The following is a 16144-nucleotide window of genomic DNA, read 5'->3' as shown; positions in this document are numbered from 1 at the left end:
GCCATGACGCAAGCTACCGGCGTGTCTGCCGAATCCATCGTTCCACTGTCCCCCGTTGCCGTTGCGCTGACCGCCGGCAAGGTTCGCACGCCCTGGGGCGAATGCTGGCGCCGTTTCAAGAAGCAGCCCGTGGGCATCGTGGCGGCCATCTTCGTGCTGCTGCTGGTGGTGATCGCGGTGTTCGCACCGTGGATCGTGCCCTTCGATCCCGAAAACTTCTTCGACTACGACATGCTGAACAGCGGGCCTTCGGCCACGCACTGGTTCGGCGTCGATCCGCTGGGTCGCGACATCTTCAGCCGCATCCTGGCGGGCACGCGCATCTCGCTGGCGGCCGGCTTCCTGTCGGTGCTGGTGGGCGGCATCATCGGCACGGCCTTCGGCCTGCTGGCCGGCTACTACGAAGGCTGGTGGGACCGCATCGTGATGCGCATCTCGGACGTGCTGTTCGCCTTCCCCGGCATCCTGCTGGCGCTGGGCGTGGTGGCCATCCTGGGCAGCAGCATGACCAACGTGGTGGTCGCGGTGTCGGTGTTCAGCGTGCCGGCCTTTGCGCGCCTGGTGCGCGGCAACACGCTGGTGCTCAAGCAGCAGACCTACATCGAGGCCGAGCGCAGCATCGGCGCGTCCGACTGGACCATCATCGTGCGGCACATCCTGCCGGGCACGATCTCGTCGATCGTCGTGTACTTCTCGATGCGCGTGGGCACCTCGATCATCACGGCGGCCAGCCTCTCGTTCCTGGGCATGGGCGCGCAACCGCCGACGCCCGAATGGGGCGCGATGCTCAACGAAGCCCGCGCCGACATGGTGACCTCGCCGCACGTGGCGCTGTTCCCCAGCCTGGCCATCTTCTTCACCGTGCTGGCCTTCAACCTGCTGGGCGATGCGCTGCGCGACGCGCTCGATCCGAAGATCGACCGCCAGTAAGTTCTTCGCTCTCATGGCCTCGACGACCTCCCTGCCCTTCATCGGCACGCTGCCCCCGGGCACACGCGACGCCATCACCGACGTCGCGGGCGTCACGGTCGGCCACCGCACGCTGGCCGACGGCCCGGTGCAGACCGGCGTGACCGTGATCCGCCCGCACGCCGGCGACCCGTTCCGCGACAAGGTGCCGGCAGCGGCCGTGGTGCTCAACGGCTTCGGCAAGAGCGTGGGGCTGGTGCAGCTGGCCGAGCTCGGCGTGCTGGAAACGCCGATCGCGCTGACCAACACCTTCTCGGTCGGCACCGTGGCGACGGCACAGATCCGCGATTGCGCCGCGGCCAACCCCGAGACCGGCCGCGCGCTGCCCACGGTGAACCCGCTGGTCTTCGAGTGCAACGACGGCTTTCTCAACGACATCCAGCGGCTGGCCGTGACCGAAGCCGACTACCTGCAGGCGCTCGACGCCGCCGGGGTCGATTTCGAACAGGGCTCGGTCGGCGCGGGGCGCGGCATGTCCAGCTTCCAGCTCAAGGGCGGCATCGGCAGCGCGTCGCGCCGCGTGGCGATGGCCGACGGCACGACCCACACGGTGGGCACGCTGGTGCTGGCGAACTACGGACGCCAGCCGCAGCTGGTGCTGGCCGGGCACGCGGTGGGCGAGCGGCTCGCGGCCTTGCAGGCAGCGAAGGACGCGGCGGAGCCCGAGAAGGGCTCGATCATCATCGTCGTCGCCAGCGATGCGCCGCTCGATGCGCGCCAGCTGCGCCGCCTCGCACTGCGCGCGGGCGCGGGGCTGGCCCGCACCGGCTCGGTCTACGGCCACGGCAGCGGCGACCTCGTGCTGGCCTTCTCGACCGCCTACACGATCCCCGACCACGCGGACCGGCCCATGCCGGCCGTGACGATGCTGCACGACACGCGGCTCGACGGGCTGTTCCAGGCCGCGGCCGACAGCACCGAGCAGGCCATACTTCATGCGCTGTGGCGCGCCACGCCGGTCACGGGCCGCGACGGCAACCACCGCGCGGCGCTCGGCGAACTGCTGCCGGCGTCTTCCCTTTCACCTCTCGCCTGAAACACACGTCCATGAAAGTCCTGATCTCCACCGACATCGAAGGCGTTGCGGGCGTCTACCACCACGAGCAGGCGCGCCAGGGCAACCCCGAGTACGAACGCGCCCGCGTGCTGATGGCGCAGGAGGCCAACGCGGCGATTGCCGGCGCCTTCGACGCCGGCGCCACCGAGGTGCTGGTGAACGACTCGCACGGCGGCTTTCGCAACATGCCGCCCGATGTGCTCGATGCACGCGCCCGTGTCGTGCAAGGCAAGCCGCGCTACCTGAGCATGGTGGCCGGCGTGGAAGAAGGCGTGGACGCGCTGTGCATGGTGGGCTACCACTCGCGCGCGCAGGGCCGCGGCATCCTCGCGCACACGATCAACGGCTTTGCCTTCGCGGGCATCCGGCTGGGCGACCAGGAACTCGGCGAAGCCGGAATCTACGGCGCGCTGGCCGGCGAGTACGGCGTGCCGGTGGTGATGGCCAGCGGCGACGATGTGTTCATCTCCGAGAACCGGGCGCTCTTTCCGCATGCGAGCTTCGTGCAGACCAAGAAGGCGACCGGCTTCAACAGCGGCGTGTCGCTGTCGCCGGAACAGTCGCGCCAGGCGATCCGCGCCGGCGTGATCGAAGGGCTGGCCGCGCGTGCCCACGCACGTCCACTGGTCTTCCAGGGACCGCAGGTGGTCACGCTGCGCACCCAGTCGCCGATGATGGCCGACCTGTTCTGCCAGTGGCCGAGCTTCGAGCGCGTCGATGGTGTCACGCTGCGCTTCAGCGCCGACTCGGTGGAGTCGGCCGTGCGCATGCTGAACTGCTGCTCGGCGATGTCGTCGATGCTGCGCTGAAGCTGCGACCTCTCAGAAGGTGTGAATGAATCCGGCGTGGCCGAGCAGCCCGCCCAGGCGCGTCCCCTCAAGGCGCAAAGCGCAGCCATAGCTCGGGCTATGGCGAGCATTTGCAACGCCGAGGGGGCGTGCCTGGGCGGGATGAGCGGACATGCCGGGTTCGTTCGCACCTTCTCAGGGCAATGCGAGGCTGAAGCGCACGTGGCCGTCCTGCCCGGCGCTGTCGAGCCGGGCCTGGCCCCGGTGCAACTCGGCGATCTGATGCACGAGGTACAGGCCCAGCCCCGCGCCCGGTGAGCGTGCAGCCTGGCGGCCGCGGAAATACTTCTCGAACAGCCGCGGCACCTCGTCGTGCGGAATCGCATCGCCGGGGTTGCTCACGCGGATGTCCAGCCCACCGGCTTCCGCGGGCACCACGTCGAGCACGATGGCGCGGCCGGCCGGCGTGTGGCGATCGGCGTTGGCCAGCAGGTTGCGCAGCGCCACGCGCAGCAACCCCGGGTCGCACACCAGCTGCGGCGGCAACTGCCCGTCGTGCCACACGACACGGCCGTCCGGCCAGTCGGCCACCAGGTCCTCGAACAGCTCCATCAGCTCGTTGCGCTCGCACGGGCGCGGCTGGAACGGCGTCTGGCCGGCTTCCATGCGGTCGGAGGTGAGGTACTCGTCGACCAGCGCGGTCATGCGCTGTGCGGCGGCGCGCAGGTTCAGGCAGCGCGCCAGGGTCTTCTCGCGCGCGGCGTCGAGGTTCTTGGCGATCTGCTGCGCGGTGGTGTGGATGATCGCCAGCGGCGTACGGAACTCGTGCGACACCATCGCGACGAAGTCCACCTGCGACTGCTTGGCGCGGCGCTCGGTCTCCAGCGCGGCGCGCAGGTCGACTTCGAGGCGCTGGCGCTGCTCGATCTCGCCGCGCAGGTCGGCCGTGCGCTTGCGCACCTCGTCTTCCAGCCGGTCGTTCTGGCGCCCGACCACGTGCACCAGGCGCGCCTGCGCGGCTTCCTTCTCGCGGCGCAGCTGGTCGTAGCGGCGGTTCAACCGCATGCTCATGAGCAGCAGGTGCAGCAGCGTGCCGACGGCGGTCGCGTTGTCAGTCCAGGCGCCGGCCGGCAGCCAGCCCTGGTTGCGCAGGAAGCTCACCATCACGCCCACGTAGTAGATGCCGAAGATGACGAGAAAAGCCCGCGCCTGTCCCTGGTCGCGCGGCAGCAGCCACAGCGCGGCGCCGATCAGGTAGACGATGCACAGCATCGCCGTCCCCTGCACCGCCTGCATGGCCAGGCCGTTGGCGCCAGCCAGCACCAGCGCCACCGCGATGGCACTCACGAGGCCCACCACGCGCACCGCCACGCGGGTAAAGCGCGGCCACTGCACATCGGTGCCCAGCTGCATGCCGGCGAAGCGGATGCCGATGGCCACGCCGGCACAGATCGACAGGCTCAGCAGCAGGTCGGACAGGCGCGCGGGCATGGCCAGCAGCTGCTGCGGCAGCCCGGCCGTCAGGAACTCGACCAGCAGCGCGTTCGCCACGTAGACCAGGTACCAGGCGCTCAAGCGCTCGCGCGTCATCTGCCAGAACAGCGTGTGAAAGGCGAGCAGCATCAGGCCGAATCCGAAGCCCAGGCCGTAGAAGAGGTACTCGCGCCGCGCGGTGCCCGCGTAGACCTCGGGCGCGGCGAAGCCGATGGTGGTCGACATCGCATTGCGCGACTGCAGGCGCAGCAGCAGCGGCGTGGGTTCAGTGCTCTCCAGCGTGAGCGGCAACTGCACGTTGCGCGCGTCGACGGGCCAGTGCTCGCGGCCGATGTCTTCGCCCGAGTGCACGGCCAGCTGCCAGCGGCCAGTGTCGTCCCGGCGGTACAGCCGCACATCGTCGAGCAGCGCGTTCCTGAACTGCGCCAGCCACCGCTGCTGCGGCACGTCGGCCGGGCGCTGCACCTCGAGCCTGATCCACACGGCATCGCGCGTGAAGCCCGCATTCACAGCGCCGGGCAAGGCCTTCCAACCCGGCGCGGCGGCGGCTTCGTCGGCGCTAAGACGTCCTTCGGGGTCGCGCAGCATCGACAACTGGCCGTGGCTGTCGACGCTCGCCAACGGATTCAGCCGCAGCACGCCGGCGGCGGCCGCGGTGGAAAAGAGAAGGCCCAGCACGGCAAGACAACCGCACCGCCACAGGCACCGAGCAAGGCGTTTCATGGGCGCGGATTATCGAGGCCGCACCTAGAATCTGCGCGCACTTCGCCGCGCTTAGAAACGCTCAGATTCCCTCGGCCACCAGCCCCTACCCTGTTCCCATGCGTGATGTGATCCTGCTGGAAGATGAAGCCGTGCTGCGCGAAGAGTTGAGCGAGTTCCTGGCCGGCAGCGGCTACCGGGTCGATGCCGAGGCGTCGCTCGAAGGCTTCCACCGCACCTACGACCCGGCCCGCCACGGCATCGCGCTGGTCGACCTCGGGCTGCCCGACGGCGACGGCCTGTCGCTGATCCGCGAGCTGCGCGAACGCGGCGAGCGCCTGGGCATCGTCGTGCTGACGGCGCGCGGCGGCGCCCGCGACCGCGTGACGGGGCTGGACATCGGCGCCGACTACTACCTGTCGAAGACCACCGACCTCGATGAACTGGCCGCCACGCTGGCGGCACTGTCGCGGCGCCTGGGCGATTCGCCCGCCGCGCTGCCGGCCGACGCCTGGGTGCTGGAACTGGGCCCGCGCCGGCTGTCGCCGCCGGGCTTCGCGCCCATTGCGCTGTCGGAACAGGACCTCACGGTGCTGCACGAACTGATGCGCAGCGGCGGCGAAATCGCCAGCCGCCAGCAGATCGTGCAGGCGCTGGGCGAGCACTTCCTGAGCTACGACCAGCGCCGCCTCGACACGCAGATCCGCCGCCTGCGGCGCAAGGTCAGCGAGGCCACCGGCCTTGTGCTGCCGATCAACACGGCGCGCAACGCCGGCTACCGCTTCCACGCCAAGACGCTCATCCGGCGCTAGCCCGGCGCTGTCCGGGCGCCGCTTCGGCGCTCAGAAACGCTCAGTTTCATTTCGATACCCGCCGCTAATCTGCGGCACAGGCAGCGACTTGAGGCACGGATGAAGGCATGAGCGATCTCGCCAGGACAACTTCTTATGTGGTCCCCTACGTGGTCCACGTCAAAGGCCAGAACTTCACTTTGAAGGATGTCATGGTGGCCGCGGACATCTATCGGCTGCGGATCGAGGAGCAGATCGGCGATCCGCTGCGGGTGGTGAAGTGCTTCCAGGCCTGGTCGAAAGAGCGCCACCACGGCATCGAGCACCTGAACCGGACCGAAGCCCGGCTGGCCCGGGAATGGCTCAATGCGCAGCACCAGGCCGACAAGGCCGCGCGGCAGCTGCTGAGTTCGCCGCAGACCCTGGGCTTCGACTTCAAGCTGCGGTAGCCGCCCTGCGCGGGTGCCCCCGGGTTCCTAGAATCCAGCGTCCGGCGACCCCGCGCCGGCCTTCGCGCCTTATCCGGAATAAGCAACCAACCGCCTCGCAACCCGCATGGATGCTGGTGAATAAGCTTATCCGCATAAGACGCGAACCAAAAAATAGTTTGTTTCCATAAGGCGGGCTTTCAGAATCCGGGGCTTCTTGCTGGGGCGCCCCGTTGTACGTGCGGCACCGCACTTCTTCAAGACACATACGCACGATGTACCAATACACAGAATTCGACCGCCAGTTCGTTCACCAACGCGCTGCCCAGTTCCGAGACCAGCTCGAGCGCTGGCAAAAGGGCCGCCTGCACGAGGACGAGTTCCGCCCCCTGCGCCTGCAAAACGGCTGGTACGTGCAGCGCTACGCGCCGATGCTGCGCGTGGCCGTGCCGTACGGCGAGCTGTCGAGCAAGCAGCTGCGCGTGCTGGCCCGCATCGCCCGCGAATACGACGAGCCCGAAGCCGAGGTCTATCGCAAGGCCATCGAGACCCAGGGCCTGCTCGGCAGCCACAAGCTGCCCACCCACTACGCCCACTTCACGACGCGCCAGAACGTCCAGTACAACTGGATTCCGCTGGCCAAGTCGGCCGACGTGATGGACCTGCTGGCTTCGGTCGACATGCACGGCATCCAGACCAGCGGCAACTGCATCCGCAACATCACGAGCGACGAGCGCGCCGGCATCGCCGTCGACGAGATCGCCGACCCGCGCCCCTTCGCGGAAATCATGCGCCAGTGGAGCACGCTGCACCCCGAGTTCGCCTTCCTGCCGCGCAAGTTCAAGATCGCCATCACCGGCGCCACCGAAGACCGCGCCGCCACCGGCTGGCACGACGTGGGCCTGCACGTGGTGAAGAACGACGCCGGCGACATCGGTTTCCGCGTGCAGGTGGGCGGCGGCATGGGCCGCACCCCCATCATCGGCACCGTGCTGCGCGAGTTCCTGCCCTGGCAGCAGATCATGAATTACCTCGAAGCGGTGATTCGTGTCTACAACCGCTACGGCCGCCGCGACAACATCTACAAGGCGCGCATCAAGATCCTGGTGAAGGCCGAAGGCCAGCGCTACATCGACGACGTCGAGGCCGAGTACAAGCAGATCCTCGAGCACGACGGCGCACCGCACACCATCACGCAGGAAGAGTACGACCGCGTGGCCGCCTCCTTCGTGCCGCCGACGCTGGCCACCCGCGTGCTGCAAAGCGCCGAGAAGACCGACGCCGAGCTGCGTGCCCACGCCGCCGACGACGTCATGTTCGCCCGCTGGCTGGCCCGCAACGTCGACGCCCACAAGAACCCCGCGCTGCGCGCCGTGACGCTGTCGTTCAAGCGCCTGAAGCAGGCGCCCGGCGACGCCTCGGGCGACCAGCTCGACACCATCGCCGAGCTGGCCGACCGCTTCTCGGCCGGTGAAGCCCGCGTGACGCACGACCAGAACGTGGTGCTGCCCTGGGTGCACGCCGAAGACCTGCACGCGCTGTGGCTCGCCGCCCGCGCCGCCGGTTTCGCCAGCGCCAACGTGCAGCTGCTGACCGACATGATCGCCTGCCCCGGCGGCGACTTCTGCGCGCTGGCCAACGCCCGCTCCATTCCCATCGCCGAAGCCATCACCGAGCGCTACCAGGACCTGGACGAGCTCGACGACCTGGGCGAGATCGACCTGCACATCAGCGGCTGCATCAACTCGTGCGGCCACCACCACAGCGGCCACATCGGCATCCTGGGCGTCGACAAGGACGGCAAGGAGTGGTACCAGGTCACCCTCGGCGGCTCCGACGGCTCCGCGCTCAGCGGCGCGCCGCAGGCCGGCAAGGTGGTCGGCCCCTCGTTCTCGGCGGCCGAAGTGCCGGGCGTGATCGAGGCCGTGCTCACCACGTACCGCGACACCCGCGCCAATGGCGAGACCTTCATCGACACCCTGCGCCGCGTGGGCCACGACCCGTTCAAGGCCGCAGCCAACGGTGCGCGATTCAAGGTGGAGGAAGCAGCATGAAAAAGACTCTGAATATTCTTTCGGCCGAAGAACACATCGACGACGGCGACCCGAAGGTCCTGCAACTGGCCAACGATGCCGACCCGCTCGCCATCGAGGTGTGCCTGGCCGACATCGAACGCATCGACCTGAACTTTCCGAAGTTCACCGATGGCCGCGCCTACAGCCAAGCCTTCCTGCTGCGCCGCCGCCTCGGCTTCACGGGCGACATCCGCGCCACGGGCGATGTGCTGATCGACCAGCTGGTGCAGATGGAACGCACCGGCTTCTCCAGCGCCGTGCTCAAGGAAGGCGTGGACGCCTCCGACGCACAGCGCCAGTTCGACCGCTTCGCCACGTTCTACCAGGGCGATGCGGTGAAGACCGCGCCGCACTTCGTGGCCGGCGCCTGAACAGACAAGAGAGCCCCATGAGCATCGCCACCGACATCGACTTCGCACGCATCAACACCGAACTCGGCCGCAACGCCGAGGGCCTGGTGGACTGGGCCGTCGGCCTGGGCCAGCCCGCGATCATCACCACCAACTTCCGCCCCTTCGAGGCCGTGATCCTGCACATGGTCACGCGCGCCAAGCGGGACGTGCCGGTGGTCTGGATGGACAACGGCTACAACACCGAGGCCACCTACCGTTTTGCCGACGAGGTGACGAAACTCCTGGGCCTGGACTTGCACATCTACCTGCCGCGCCGCTCGCGCGCGCACCGCGAAGCGGTCGAAGGCGCCACGCCGGCGCTCGACGATCCGCGCCACGCCGCCTTCACCGAAGAAGTGAAGCTGGAGCCCTTTGCCCGCGCCCTGCGCGAAACGGCACCGAAGGTCTGGTTCACCGCACTGCGGGCCACCGACACGGCCGTGCGCGCGCAGATGGACCCGGTCAGCGTCAACCCGGACGGCCTGATCAAGGTCGCGCCGCTGCTGCACTGGTCGTCCAAGGACCTGTACGAATACTGCGAAGCGAACGGCCTGCCCAACAACTTCGACTACGTGGACCCGACCAAGGGCGAAGACAACCGCGAATGCGGCTTGCACCTGTCGCACTGAACGATCGCTCTCCGCCTCCAGGACCCATCCGATGAACGCCCGTACCGAAGCCGACCTGCTGCAGCCGCCCATGCATTCACCCGCGAACCTGTCCAACACGCACCTCGACGCGCTGGAAGAAGAAACCATTTTCATCCTGCGCGAAGTGGCCGCCGCCTTCGAGCGCCCCACCCTGCTGTTCTCGGGCGGCAAGGACTCGCTGGTGCTGCTCAAGTGCGCTGAAAAAGCCTTCGGCGTCGGCCGCATTCCCTACCCGCTGCTGATGATCGACACCGGCCACAACTTCCCCGAAGTGACGGCCTACCGCGACCAGCGCGCCAAGGAACTGGGCGCTGAACTCATCGTGCGCAGCGTCGAAGACTCGATGAAGCGCGGCACCGTGCGCCTGGCCCACCCCGGCGAATCGCGCAACGCGCACCAGTCGGTGACGCTGCTCGAAGCGATCGAAGAATTCCGCTTCGACGCGCTGATCGGCGGCGCCCGCCGCGACGAGGAAAAGGCCCGCGCCAAGGAGCGCATCTTTTCGCACCGCGACAGCTTCGGCCAGTGGCAGCCCAAGGACCAGCGCCCCGAGCTTTGGACGCTGTTCAACACGCGCCTGGCCCCGGGCGAGCACTTCCGCGTGTTCCCGATCTCCAACTGGACCGAGCTCGACGTGTGGCAATACATCGAGCGCGAGAACGTCGGCCTGCCGTCGATCTACTACACGCACAAGCGCGAAGTGGTCGAGCGCCGCGGCCTCCTGGTGCCCGTGACCGAACTCACACCGCCGCGCGACGGCGAGACCGTGCAGGTGCGCGACGTGCGCTTTCGCACCGTGGGCGACATCACGACCACCTGCCCGGTCGAGAGCCTGGCCGCAGGCGCGGGCGACGTGGTACTCGAAACGCTGTCGGTCGACGTCAGCGAGCGCGGCGCCACGCGCATGGACGACATGACGTCCGAAGCTTCGATGGAAAAACGCAAGAAAGACGGTTACTTCTGATGAGCGCAACGATCGCAACCCCCGCCACGACCGACGTCCACGGCGACACCGGCACCGCCCTGCGCTTCATCACCTGCGGCTCGGTCGATGACGGCAAGAGCACGCTCATCGGCCGCCTGCTGGTCGACAGCAAGACCGTGCTGCAGGACCAGCTGGCCGGCGTGCAGCGCGGCGGCGAGACCGACCTGGCCCTGCTGACCGACGGCCTCTCGGCCGAGCGCGAGCAAGGCATCACGATCGACGTGGCCTACCGCTACTTCTCGACCGCCAAGCGCAAGTTCATCATCGGCGACGCGCCGGGCCACGAGCAGTACACGCGCAACATGGTCACGGCCGTCTCGGCCGCCGACGCGGCCGTGGTGCTGGTCGATGCCACCAAGCTGGCCTGGGCCGCCGAGGTCGAAGACGGCACCGTGGTCAAGCGCGAGCTGCTGCCGCAGACGCGCCGCCACACGCTGCTGGCCCACCTGCTGCGCGTGCAGTCGATCGTGTTCGCGGTCAACAAGCTCGACGCCATCGACGACGCCGCGCTCGCCTTCGAGCGCATCTCGACCGCGCTGAACGCCTTTGCCGAAGCGGCCGGCGTGAAGGTCGCGGCCATCGTGCCGATCTCGGCCCTCAAGGGCTGGAACGTGGCCACGCGCCATGCCGACTGGGTCGGCTACGAAGGCCCGAGCCTGCTCGAGCTGCTCGAAGACCTGCCCGTGACCGCGCAGGACGAAGCCGTGCCCTTCGCATTCCCCGTGCAGTGGGTCGAGAAGTTCTCGGCCTCGGCCGACACCTCGCAGGGCCGCCGCGTGTTCTGGGGCCGCGTCGCCTCGGGCCATGTGGAACCCGGCCAGCGCGTCACGGTGCTGCCCAGCAACCAGACCGCCACCGTGGCGCAGGTGCTGAGCCACACGCGCCAGCCGAAGACCGTGCATGCGGGCCACAGCGCCGGCATCGTGCTCGACCGCGAACTCGACGTGTCGCGCGGCGACTGGCTGCTGGCGCCCGAGGCTTTCGAGCCCGTGCGCGAAATCACCGCCACCGTGGCCTGGCTCGACGACGAGCCGCTGGTTGCCGGCCGCGTGTACTGGGCGCTGCAGGGCCACCGCTGGGTCAAGGCCAAGGTGGCGCGCATCGTCGATCGCGTGAACATCACGACCCTCGAATCCGAGCCGGCGACCCAGCTGGAGGCCAATTCCATCGGCGATGTGGTGCTCGCGCTGCAGCAGCCGTTGGCCGTCCTGCCCTTCGCCCAATCGCGTGCGCTGGGGTCGCTGGTGCTGGTCGATACGGCCTCTCATCGCACCTCCGCCGCCGTGCTCGTGCAGCCGCCCGCCGCAAAGGCCTAAAATCTAGGGTTTTCCAGCCCCTTCTCCTGACGCTAAAAGACAAATGACCCACGTCGTCTCCGAAGCCTGCATCCGTTGCAAATACACCGACTGCGTGGACGTTTGCCCCGTCGACTGTTTCCGCGAAGGTCCCAACATGCTGGTGATCGACCCGGATGAATGCATCGATTGCGCCGTCTGCATCCCCGAATGCCCGGTCAATGCGATCTACGCCGAGGAAGACCTGCCGGCCGACCAGATCGCCTTCATCAAGCTGAACGCCGAGCTGGCCCTGGCCGACGGTTGGAAGAGCATCACCAAGCGCAAGCCCGCCCTGCCCGAAGCCGAGGAGTGGAAGGACAAGACGGGCAAGATCTCGGAGCTCGTGCGCTGAGCCAGGCGCCCGCACCGATCGAGACCGACGCGCTGATCATCGGCGCCGGTCCGGTCGGCCTGTTCCAGGCCTTCCAGCTGGGCCTGCTCGAGATTTCCTGCCACATCGTCGATGCGCTGCCCGCCGCGGGCGGCCAGTGCGTGGCGCTGTACGGCCACAAGCCGATCTACGACATTCCCGGCACCCCGGTCACCAGCGGGCGCGATCTGGCGCAGTCGCTGTTGCAGCAGGTGGCGCCTTTCAAGCCGCAATTCCACTTCGGCGAGCAGGTTTCTACCCTGGCCCGCCAGGCCGACGACCGCCTGCTGCTGACCACCTCGGCCGGCACGGCCTTCGTCGCGAAGACCGTGTTCATCGCGGCCGGTGTCGGCGCCTTCGTGCCCAAGCGCATCGCGGTCGATGGCATCGGGCAGTTCGAGGGTTCGACGCTGTTCTATCACCCCGATTCGCTCGACCGCTTCGCCGGCCAGACAGTCGTGGTGAACGGTGGCGACGACATCGCGCTGGAAACGGCCATCGCCCTCACAGCCTTGTCCAGGCAGGTCACGCTGGTTCACCGCCGCGACGGCTTCCAGGCCGACGAGGCGAACGTGGCTGCCATGCGCGCCCTCGTGGCTGACGGCAAGCTGGCCTTCCGGGTCGGCCAGCCGAGCGCTTTCGACGGCAAGCAACTGCAGATCACCACGCCCGATGCCACCACGGTCGAGCTTCCGCTCGATGCGCTGATCGCCTGCCTGGGCATTTCGCCGCGCCTGGGCCCCATCGCCGACTGGGGCCTCGAGCTGGAACGCAAGCAGGTGCCGGTCGACACCGAGAAGTACGAAACCCGCGAGCCCGGCGTGTTCGCTGTGGGCGACATCAACACCTACCCAGGCAAGAAGAAGCTCATCGTCTGCGGCTTCCACGAGGCCACGCTGGCCGCCTGGGGCGCCGCGGCGCGGGTGTTCCCCGGCAAGGCGATCCCGCTGCAGTACACGACCACCAGCACGCGCCTGCACGAGCTGCTGGGCGTGGCGGGCACTACCCCGCGCTGAGCAGCAGCGGCCGGTAGGCCTCGATGAAGCTGCCCACGGCGGCGACGTAGCGATCGATATCCTGCGCCGACAACGGCAGCGAGAGCACGACGAATCCGCGCGGCGAGGTGTAGATCCCCTGGCTCAACAGGTGGAAGAACAGCAGCTGCCGCAAGCGCCCGTCCACCGCCGCCAGGTCGGCCACGCGCCGCACCTCGCCCCGCAGGAAATGCGCATTCATCAACGAGCCCACGCCGGTGAACTGCATCGCGACGCCTTCGCGTTCGCACAGCGCATTGAGCCGTGACCGCATCGCCTCGCCACGCTCGGCCAGCGCGCCCGCCGCCTCGGGCGTGAACAGCTGCGTGAGGCCCGCATAGCCGGCCGCCATCGTCATCACGTTGTTGTTGAAGGTGCCCGAGTGCGCAAGCGCGCCGGTGCGCGGGTCGAACTGCGCCATCACGTCGGCTCGCCCACCGAAGGCGCCGAAGGACATGCCGCCACCGATGTACTTGCCCAGCGTCGTGAGGTCGGCGCGAATGCCCAGTCCGTTCGCCAGCCCGTGCGGCCCGAGCCGCGAAGTCATCACCTCGTCGAAAACCAACAGAGCACCGACCCGCGTGGCCCCGTCGCGCAGCGCCTGCAGGAAGTCGCGCCGCCCCGGAATGCAGCCGCTCGCGCCCTGCATCGGCTCGACCAGGATGGCGGCGATGTCCGCGCCGTGCGCGTCGATCTGCGCACGCGCCGTGTCCGCATCGTTGTAGGGCAGCACGAGGAAGTCGAAGGGCACGGTGGTCGGCGACGGCTGGTCGCCGAAGCCCAGCACGCCGCCGTGGTAACCGCCCGAGAACACGACGATCTTGCGCCGTCCCGTGAAGCGTAGCGCGGCCGTGAGCGCCATCAGGTTCGCCTCGGTGCCCGAGTTGGTGAAGCGCAGCTGCTCGACCTGCGGAAAGCGCTCGCAGATCGTCTGCGCGAGCCGGCCTTCGAGCAGGTTGTGGCCCGTGAGGTTGATGCCGCCCTGCATCGCCTCGATGACCGCCTCGCGGATCTCGGGGGCCGAATGGCCGTAGACGCCGGCCGTGTACTCCGCGATGAAGTCGGTGTAGCGATGGCCGTCCGCGTCCCAGAGCGCCGCGCCTTCACCCTTGGCGATGGTGAGCGGGAACGGCGCATAGAACAGCACCGAGCGGCTGTTGGCACCGGGCATGTAGCGCGTCTGCGCCTCGAAACGGCGCAGGCTTTCGGGGTTGCCCTCGGTGAAGCGTTGATGGGCCTGGGCCAGGGCCTGGTCGATGGCGGTCGTCATGGGAGACATCCTTTGGGAATGGAACGTACCGGGAACGCCCGGCCCGTTTAATTGATCAATGCTCAATTAATAATATTAATACAATCAATTCACCCGCTGCACAATGGCCGCTTCCATGAAGAAAAAAGCCCCCGAGCCTCGCCCCCGGACGGCCGGCCGCCCTGCCGGCGGTGCGGCGCTGTCGAAGCAGCGCATCGCCGAAGCCGCGCTGGCACACATCGACGCCTTCGGCCTCGGCGCCTTCAGCATGCGAGAGATCGCGGCGCAGCTCGGCGTGTACCCGGCCACGGTGCACTGGCATGTCAGCACGCGCGAGGCCCTGCTCGCCGAAGTCGCCGCCACGGTCATGGCGCAGGTCACGCCGCCCAAGGGCACGCTCGCCTGGCAGGACTGGATCGCAGAGTTGTTCCACCGCTGCCGCGCCGCGGTGCGGCAGCACCCCAACGTGGCGCAGCTCCTCGGGGCGCAACTGGTGTCCAACGGCAGCCTGCCGACCGAGCTCGTCGAAGGCGTGCTGGCGGCGCTGACCGAGGCCGGCTTCGACGGCGAGCCGCTGCGCGAGGCCTACAACTGCGTGATCGCCGCGATGCTGGGCTTCCTGACGATGGAGTTCTCGCCCCTGCCTGCCGACAACACGCAGGCCTGGGCCGAAGAGCTGCGCGAGCGCGTCCACACGATCCGCCCGCTCGACCATCCCGTGCTTTCGCGCCACCTGCCGCAGCTGGCCAACAAGGCCTTCATCCTGCGCTGGGACAACGGCACCACCGTGCCGCTCGACAGCAGTTTCGAGCGGCACATCCAGATCACGATCGACGGGTTGGAAGCGTTCGCGCGCAGGCTCAAGCCGGCGCAGTGAGCGCGATGCGCAGCAGCGCGTCTTTCAGCCACAGCACGCCCGCGTCGGAATTCGAGCGCCGATTCCAGCAGACGACCGAACGGTAGCCCGGCAGCTCGAAGGGCAGCGGGTGCACCGCGAGGCGATCGCGAAAGCGCTCGGCCACGCGCAGCGGCAGCACGGCCACATGGTCGGTCTGCGCCAGCAGGTCGACGATCTGGCCGAAGCTGGTCATCGCCACGCGCATGCTGCGCGTGCGCCCCTGCCGCGCCAGCACCTGGTCGATGAGGTCGTCGAGCGCCGAGCTGCCGTAGCCCAGGAACACGTGCGGTGCTTCGCAGAAGGCATCCAGCGTGGCCGCCTCGCCGAGCGTCGGATGGCCGCGGCGCACCGCGACCACGTAGCGGTCTTCGTACAGCAGCGCCGATTCGCAATCGCTCGGCGGCTGCAGGCGCGGCAGCACGGCCACGTCGAAGTCGCCCTTGCGCAGGCGCTCGGTGAGCGTGAGGAAAGAGCTGGTCTCCCAGTGCAGGCGGATGCGCGAACCGCAGGCCACGAGTTCGTTGGCGAGTGTCGGCAGTAGCAGGTGGCTCGCGTAGTCACTGCCCGAGATGCGGAAAATGCGCTGCGACGCCGCCGGCTCGAAGCCCTCGCCGGGCTCCAGCATCGCCGACAGGTCGGCCAGCACGCGCTCGACCTGGCCGGCCAGCGCATGGGCGCGCGCGGTGGGCTCCACGCCGTGGGCCGTGCGCGTGAACAGCGGATCGTCGAAGGTGTCACGCAGCCGGTTGAGCGAAGCGCTCACCGCAGGCTGGCTCAGGAAGAGCCGGGTCGCCGCGCGCGACACGCTGCGTTCGCGCATCAGGGCATCGAAGGTCCGCAGCATGCCGACATCGAGGCTGCGGATATCACGTTGGGCCATATCTCATATTCAAAGCTTCGAATTGCCCGCGGGGCAGGCTGTCCG

At 68.4% G+C, this 16144-nt stretch carries 16 protein-coding genes; 13 read left to right on the top strand and 3 right to left on the bottom strand.

All coding sequences use genetic code 11. The features are described from left to right. Positions 1 to 3: 3 nt before the first annotated feature. Genes gsiD through AC57B8_RS23675 form a run of 3 tightly spaced genes read left to right on the top strand, consistent with a single transcriptional unit; the run spans position 4 to position 2835 of the window. Complete coding sequence (gene gsiD / locus AC57B8_RS23685; RefSeq protein ID WP_070060869.1) at positions 4 to 930, top strand: glutathione ABC transporter permease GsiD; 927 nt, start codon at positions 4 to 6, stop codon at positions 928 to 930. A gap of 13 nt (positions 931 to 943) precedes the next feature. Then, entirely contained in the window at positions 944 to 2005 is a 1062-nt protein-coding gene (locus AC57B8_RS23680) for a DmpA family aminopeptidase (protein WP_496480922.1), read from the top strand. A gap of 11 nt (positions 2006 to 2016) precedes the next feature. Next, positions 2017 to 2835 (top strand): M55 family metallopeptidase, encoded by an 819-nt coding sequence (locus AC57B8_RS23675; protein WP_159271646.1) that lies wholly within the window; start codon positions 2017 to 2019, stop codon positions 2833 to 2835. Between the two features lie 174 nt (positions 2836 to 3009). Here the strand turns inward: AC57B8_RS23675 and AC57B8_RS23670 are convergent, their stop codons facing one another. Beyond that, complete coding sequence (locus tag AC57B8_RS23670) at positions 3010 to 5031, bottom strand: sensor histidine kinase (protein WP_496480921.1); 2022 nt, start codon at positions 5029 to 5031, stop codon at positions 3010 to 3012. 98 nt (positions 5032 to 5129) lie between these two features. On the opposite strand from AC57B8_RS23670, the gene AC57B8_RS23665 reads away from it, so the two are divergent. From AC57B8_RS23665 to AC57B8_RS23625, 9 genes are all read left to right on the top strand, one after another. Beyond that, complete coding sequence (locus AC57B8_RS23665) at positions 5130 to 5822, top strand: response regulator transcription factor (RefSeq protein ID WP_095950162.1); 693 nt, start codon at positions 5130 to 5132, stop codon at positions 5820 to 5822. Between the two features lie 107 nt (positions 5823 to 5929). Beyond that, complete coding sequence (locus tag AC57B8_RS23660) at positions 5930 to 6250, top strand: hypothetical protein (RefSeq protein ID WP_139705889.1); 321 nt, start codon at positions 5930 to 5932, stop codon at positions 6248 to 6250. Positions 6251 to 6504: 254 nt separating this feature from the next. Next, positions 6505 to 8283 (top strand): nitrite/sulfite reductase, encoded by a 1779-nt coding sequence (locus tag AC57B8_RS23655; protein WP_159276726.1) that lies wholly within the window; start codon positions 6505 to 6507, stop codon positions 8281 to 8283. Next, positions 8280 to 8675 (top strand): DUF934 domain-containing protein, encoded by a 396-nt coding sequence (locus AC57B8_RS23650; protein ID WP_062472499.1) that lies wholly within the window; start codon positions 8280 to 8282, stop codon positions 8673 to 8675. Before AC57B8_RS23655 ends, AC57B8_RS23650 begins: the two co-directional genes overlap by 4 nt. Positions 8676 to 8692: 17 nt before the next feature. Further along, complete coding sequence (locus AC57B8_RS23645) at positions 8693 to 9325, top strand: phosphoadenosine phosphosulfate reductase domain-containing protein (RefSeq protein WP_139706772.1); 633 nt, start codon at positions 8693 to 8695, stop codon at positions 9323 to 9325. Between the two features lie 31 nt (positions 9326 to 9356). Next, on the top strand, positions 9357 to 10310 hold the full coding sequence (gene cysD, locus AC57B8_RS23640; protein WP_062472495.1) for a sulfate adenylyltransferase subunit CysD: 954 nt from the start codon (positions 9357 to 9359) through the stop codon (positions 10308 to 10310). After that, positions 10310 to 11647, top strand: a complete 1338-nt coding sequence (locus tag AC57B8_RS23635; RefSeq protein WP_495300290.1) for a GTP-binding protein — start codon at positions 10310 to 10312, stop codon at positions 11645 to 11647. The genes cysD and AC57B8_RS23635 overlap by 1 nt, the downstream gene beginning before the upstream one ends. Positions 11648 to 11690: 43 nt before the next feature. Then, complete coding sequence (gene fdxA, locus AC57B8_RS23630) at positions 11691 to 12020, top strand: ferredoxin FdxA (protein ID WP_062472491.1); 330 nt, start codon at positions 11691 to 11693, stop codon at positions 12018 to 12020. Continuing rightward, on the top strand, positions 11978 to 13054 hold the full coding sequence (locus AC57B8_RS23625) for an NAD(P)/FAD-dependent oxidoreductase (RefSeq protein ID WP_496480920.1): 1077 nt from the start codon (positions 11978 to 11980) through the stop codon (positions 13052 to 13054). The genes fdxA and AC57B8_RS23625 overlap by 43 nt, the downstream gene beginning before the upstream one ends. Here AC57B8_RS23625 and AC57B8_RS23620 read toward each other — a convergent pair. After that, on the bottom strand, positions 13041 to 14342 hold the full coding sequence (locus AC57B8_RS23620) for an aspartate aminotransferase family protein (RefSeq protein WP_496480919.1): 1302 nt from the start codon (positions 14340 to 14342) through the stop codon (positions 13041 to 13043). The genes AC57B8_RS23625 and AC57B8_RS23620 overlap by 14 nt on opposite strands. Positions 14343 to 14457: 115 nt before the next feature. Between AC57B8_RS23620 and AC57B8_RS23615 the strand changes: the two genes are divergently transcribed. After that, a complete protein-coding gene (locus tag AC57B8_RS23615) occupies positions 14458 to 15198 on the top strand; it encodes a TetR/AcrR family transcriptional regulator C-terminal domain-containing protein (protein ID WP_492696999.1) in 741 nt (246 codons plus the stop codon). Here the strand turns inward: AC57B8_RS23615 and AC57B8_RS23610 are convergent. Further along, positions 15182 to 16099: a LysR substrate-binding domain-containing protein gene (locus AC57B8_RS23610; protein ID WP_495308524.1), complete on the bottom strand. Its 918-nt coding sequence runs from the start codon at positions 16097 to 16099 to the stop codon at positions 15182 to 15184. The genes AC57B8_RS23615 and AC57B8_RS23610 overlap by 17 nt on opposite strands. Positions 16100 to 16144: the final 45 nt, after the last annotated feature.

The organism is Variovorax sp. BGA-UO-ETr-C22 (genome assembly GCF_059567965.1).
The sequence above is the reverse complement of the archived record's forward strand: the minus strand, read 5'-3'. Positions and strand labels throughout refer to the sequence as shown.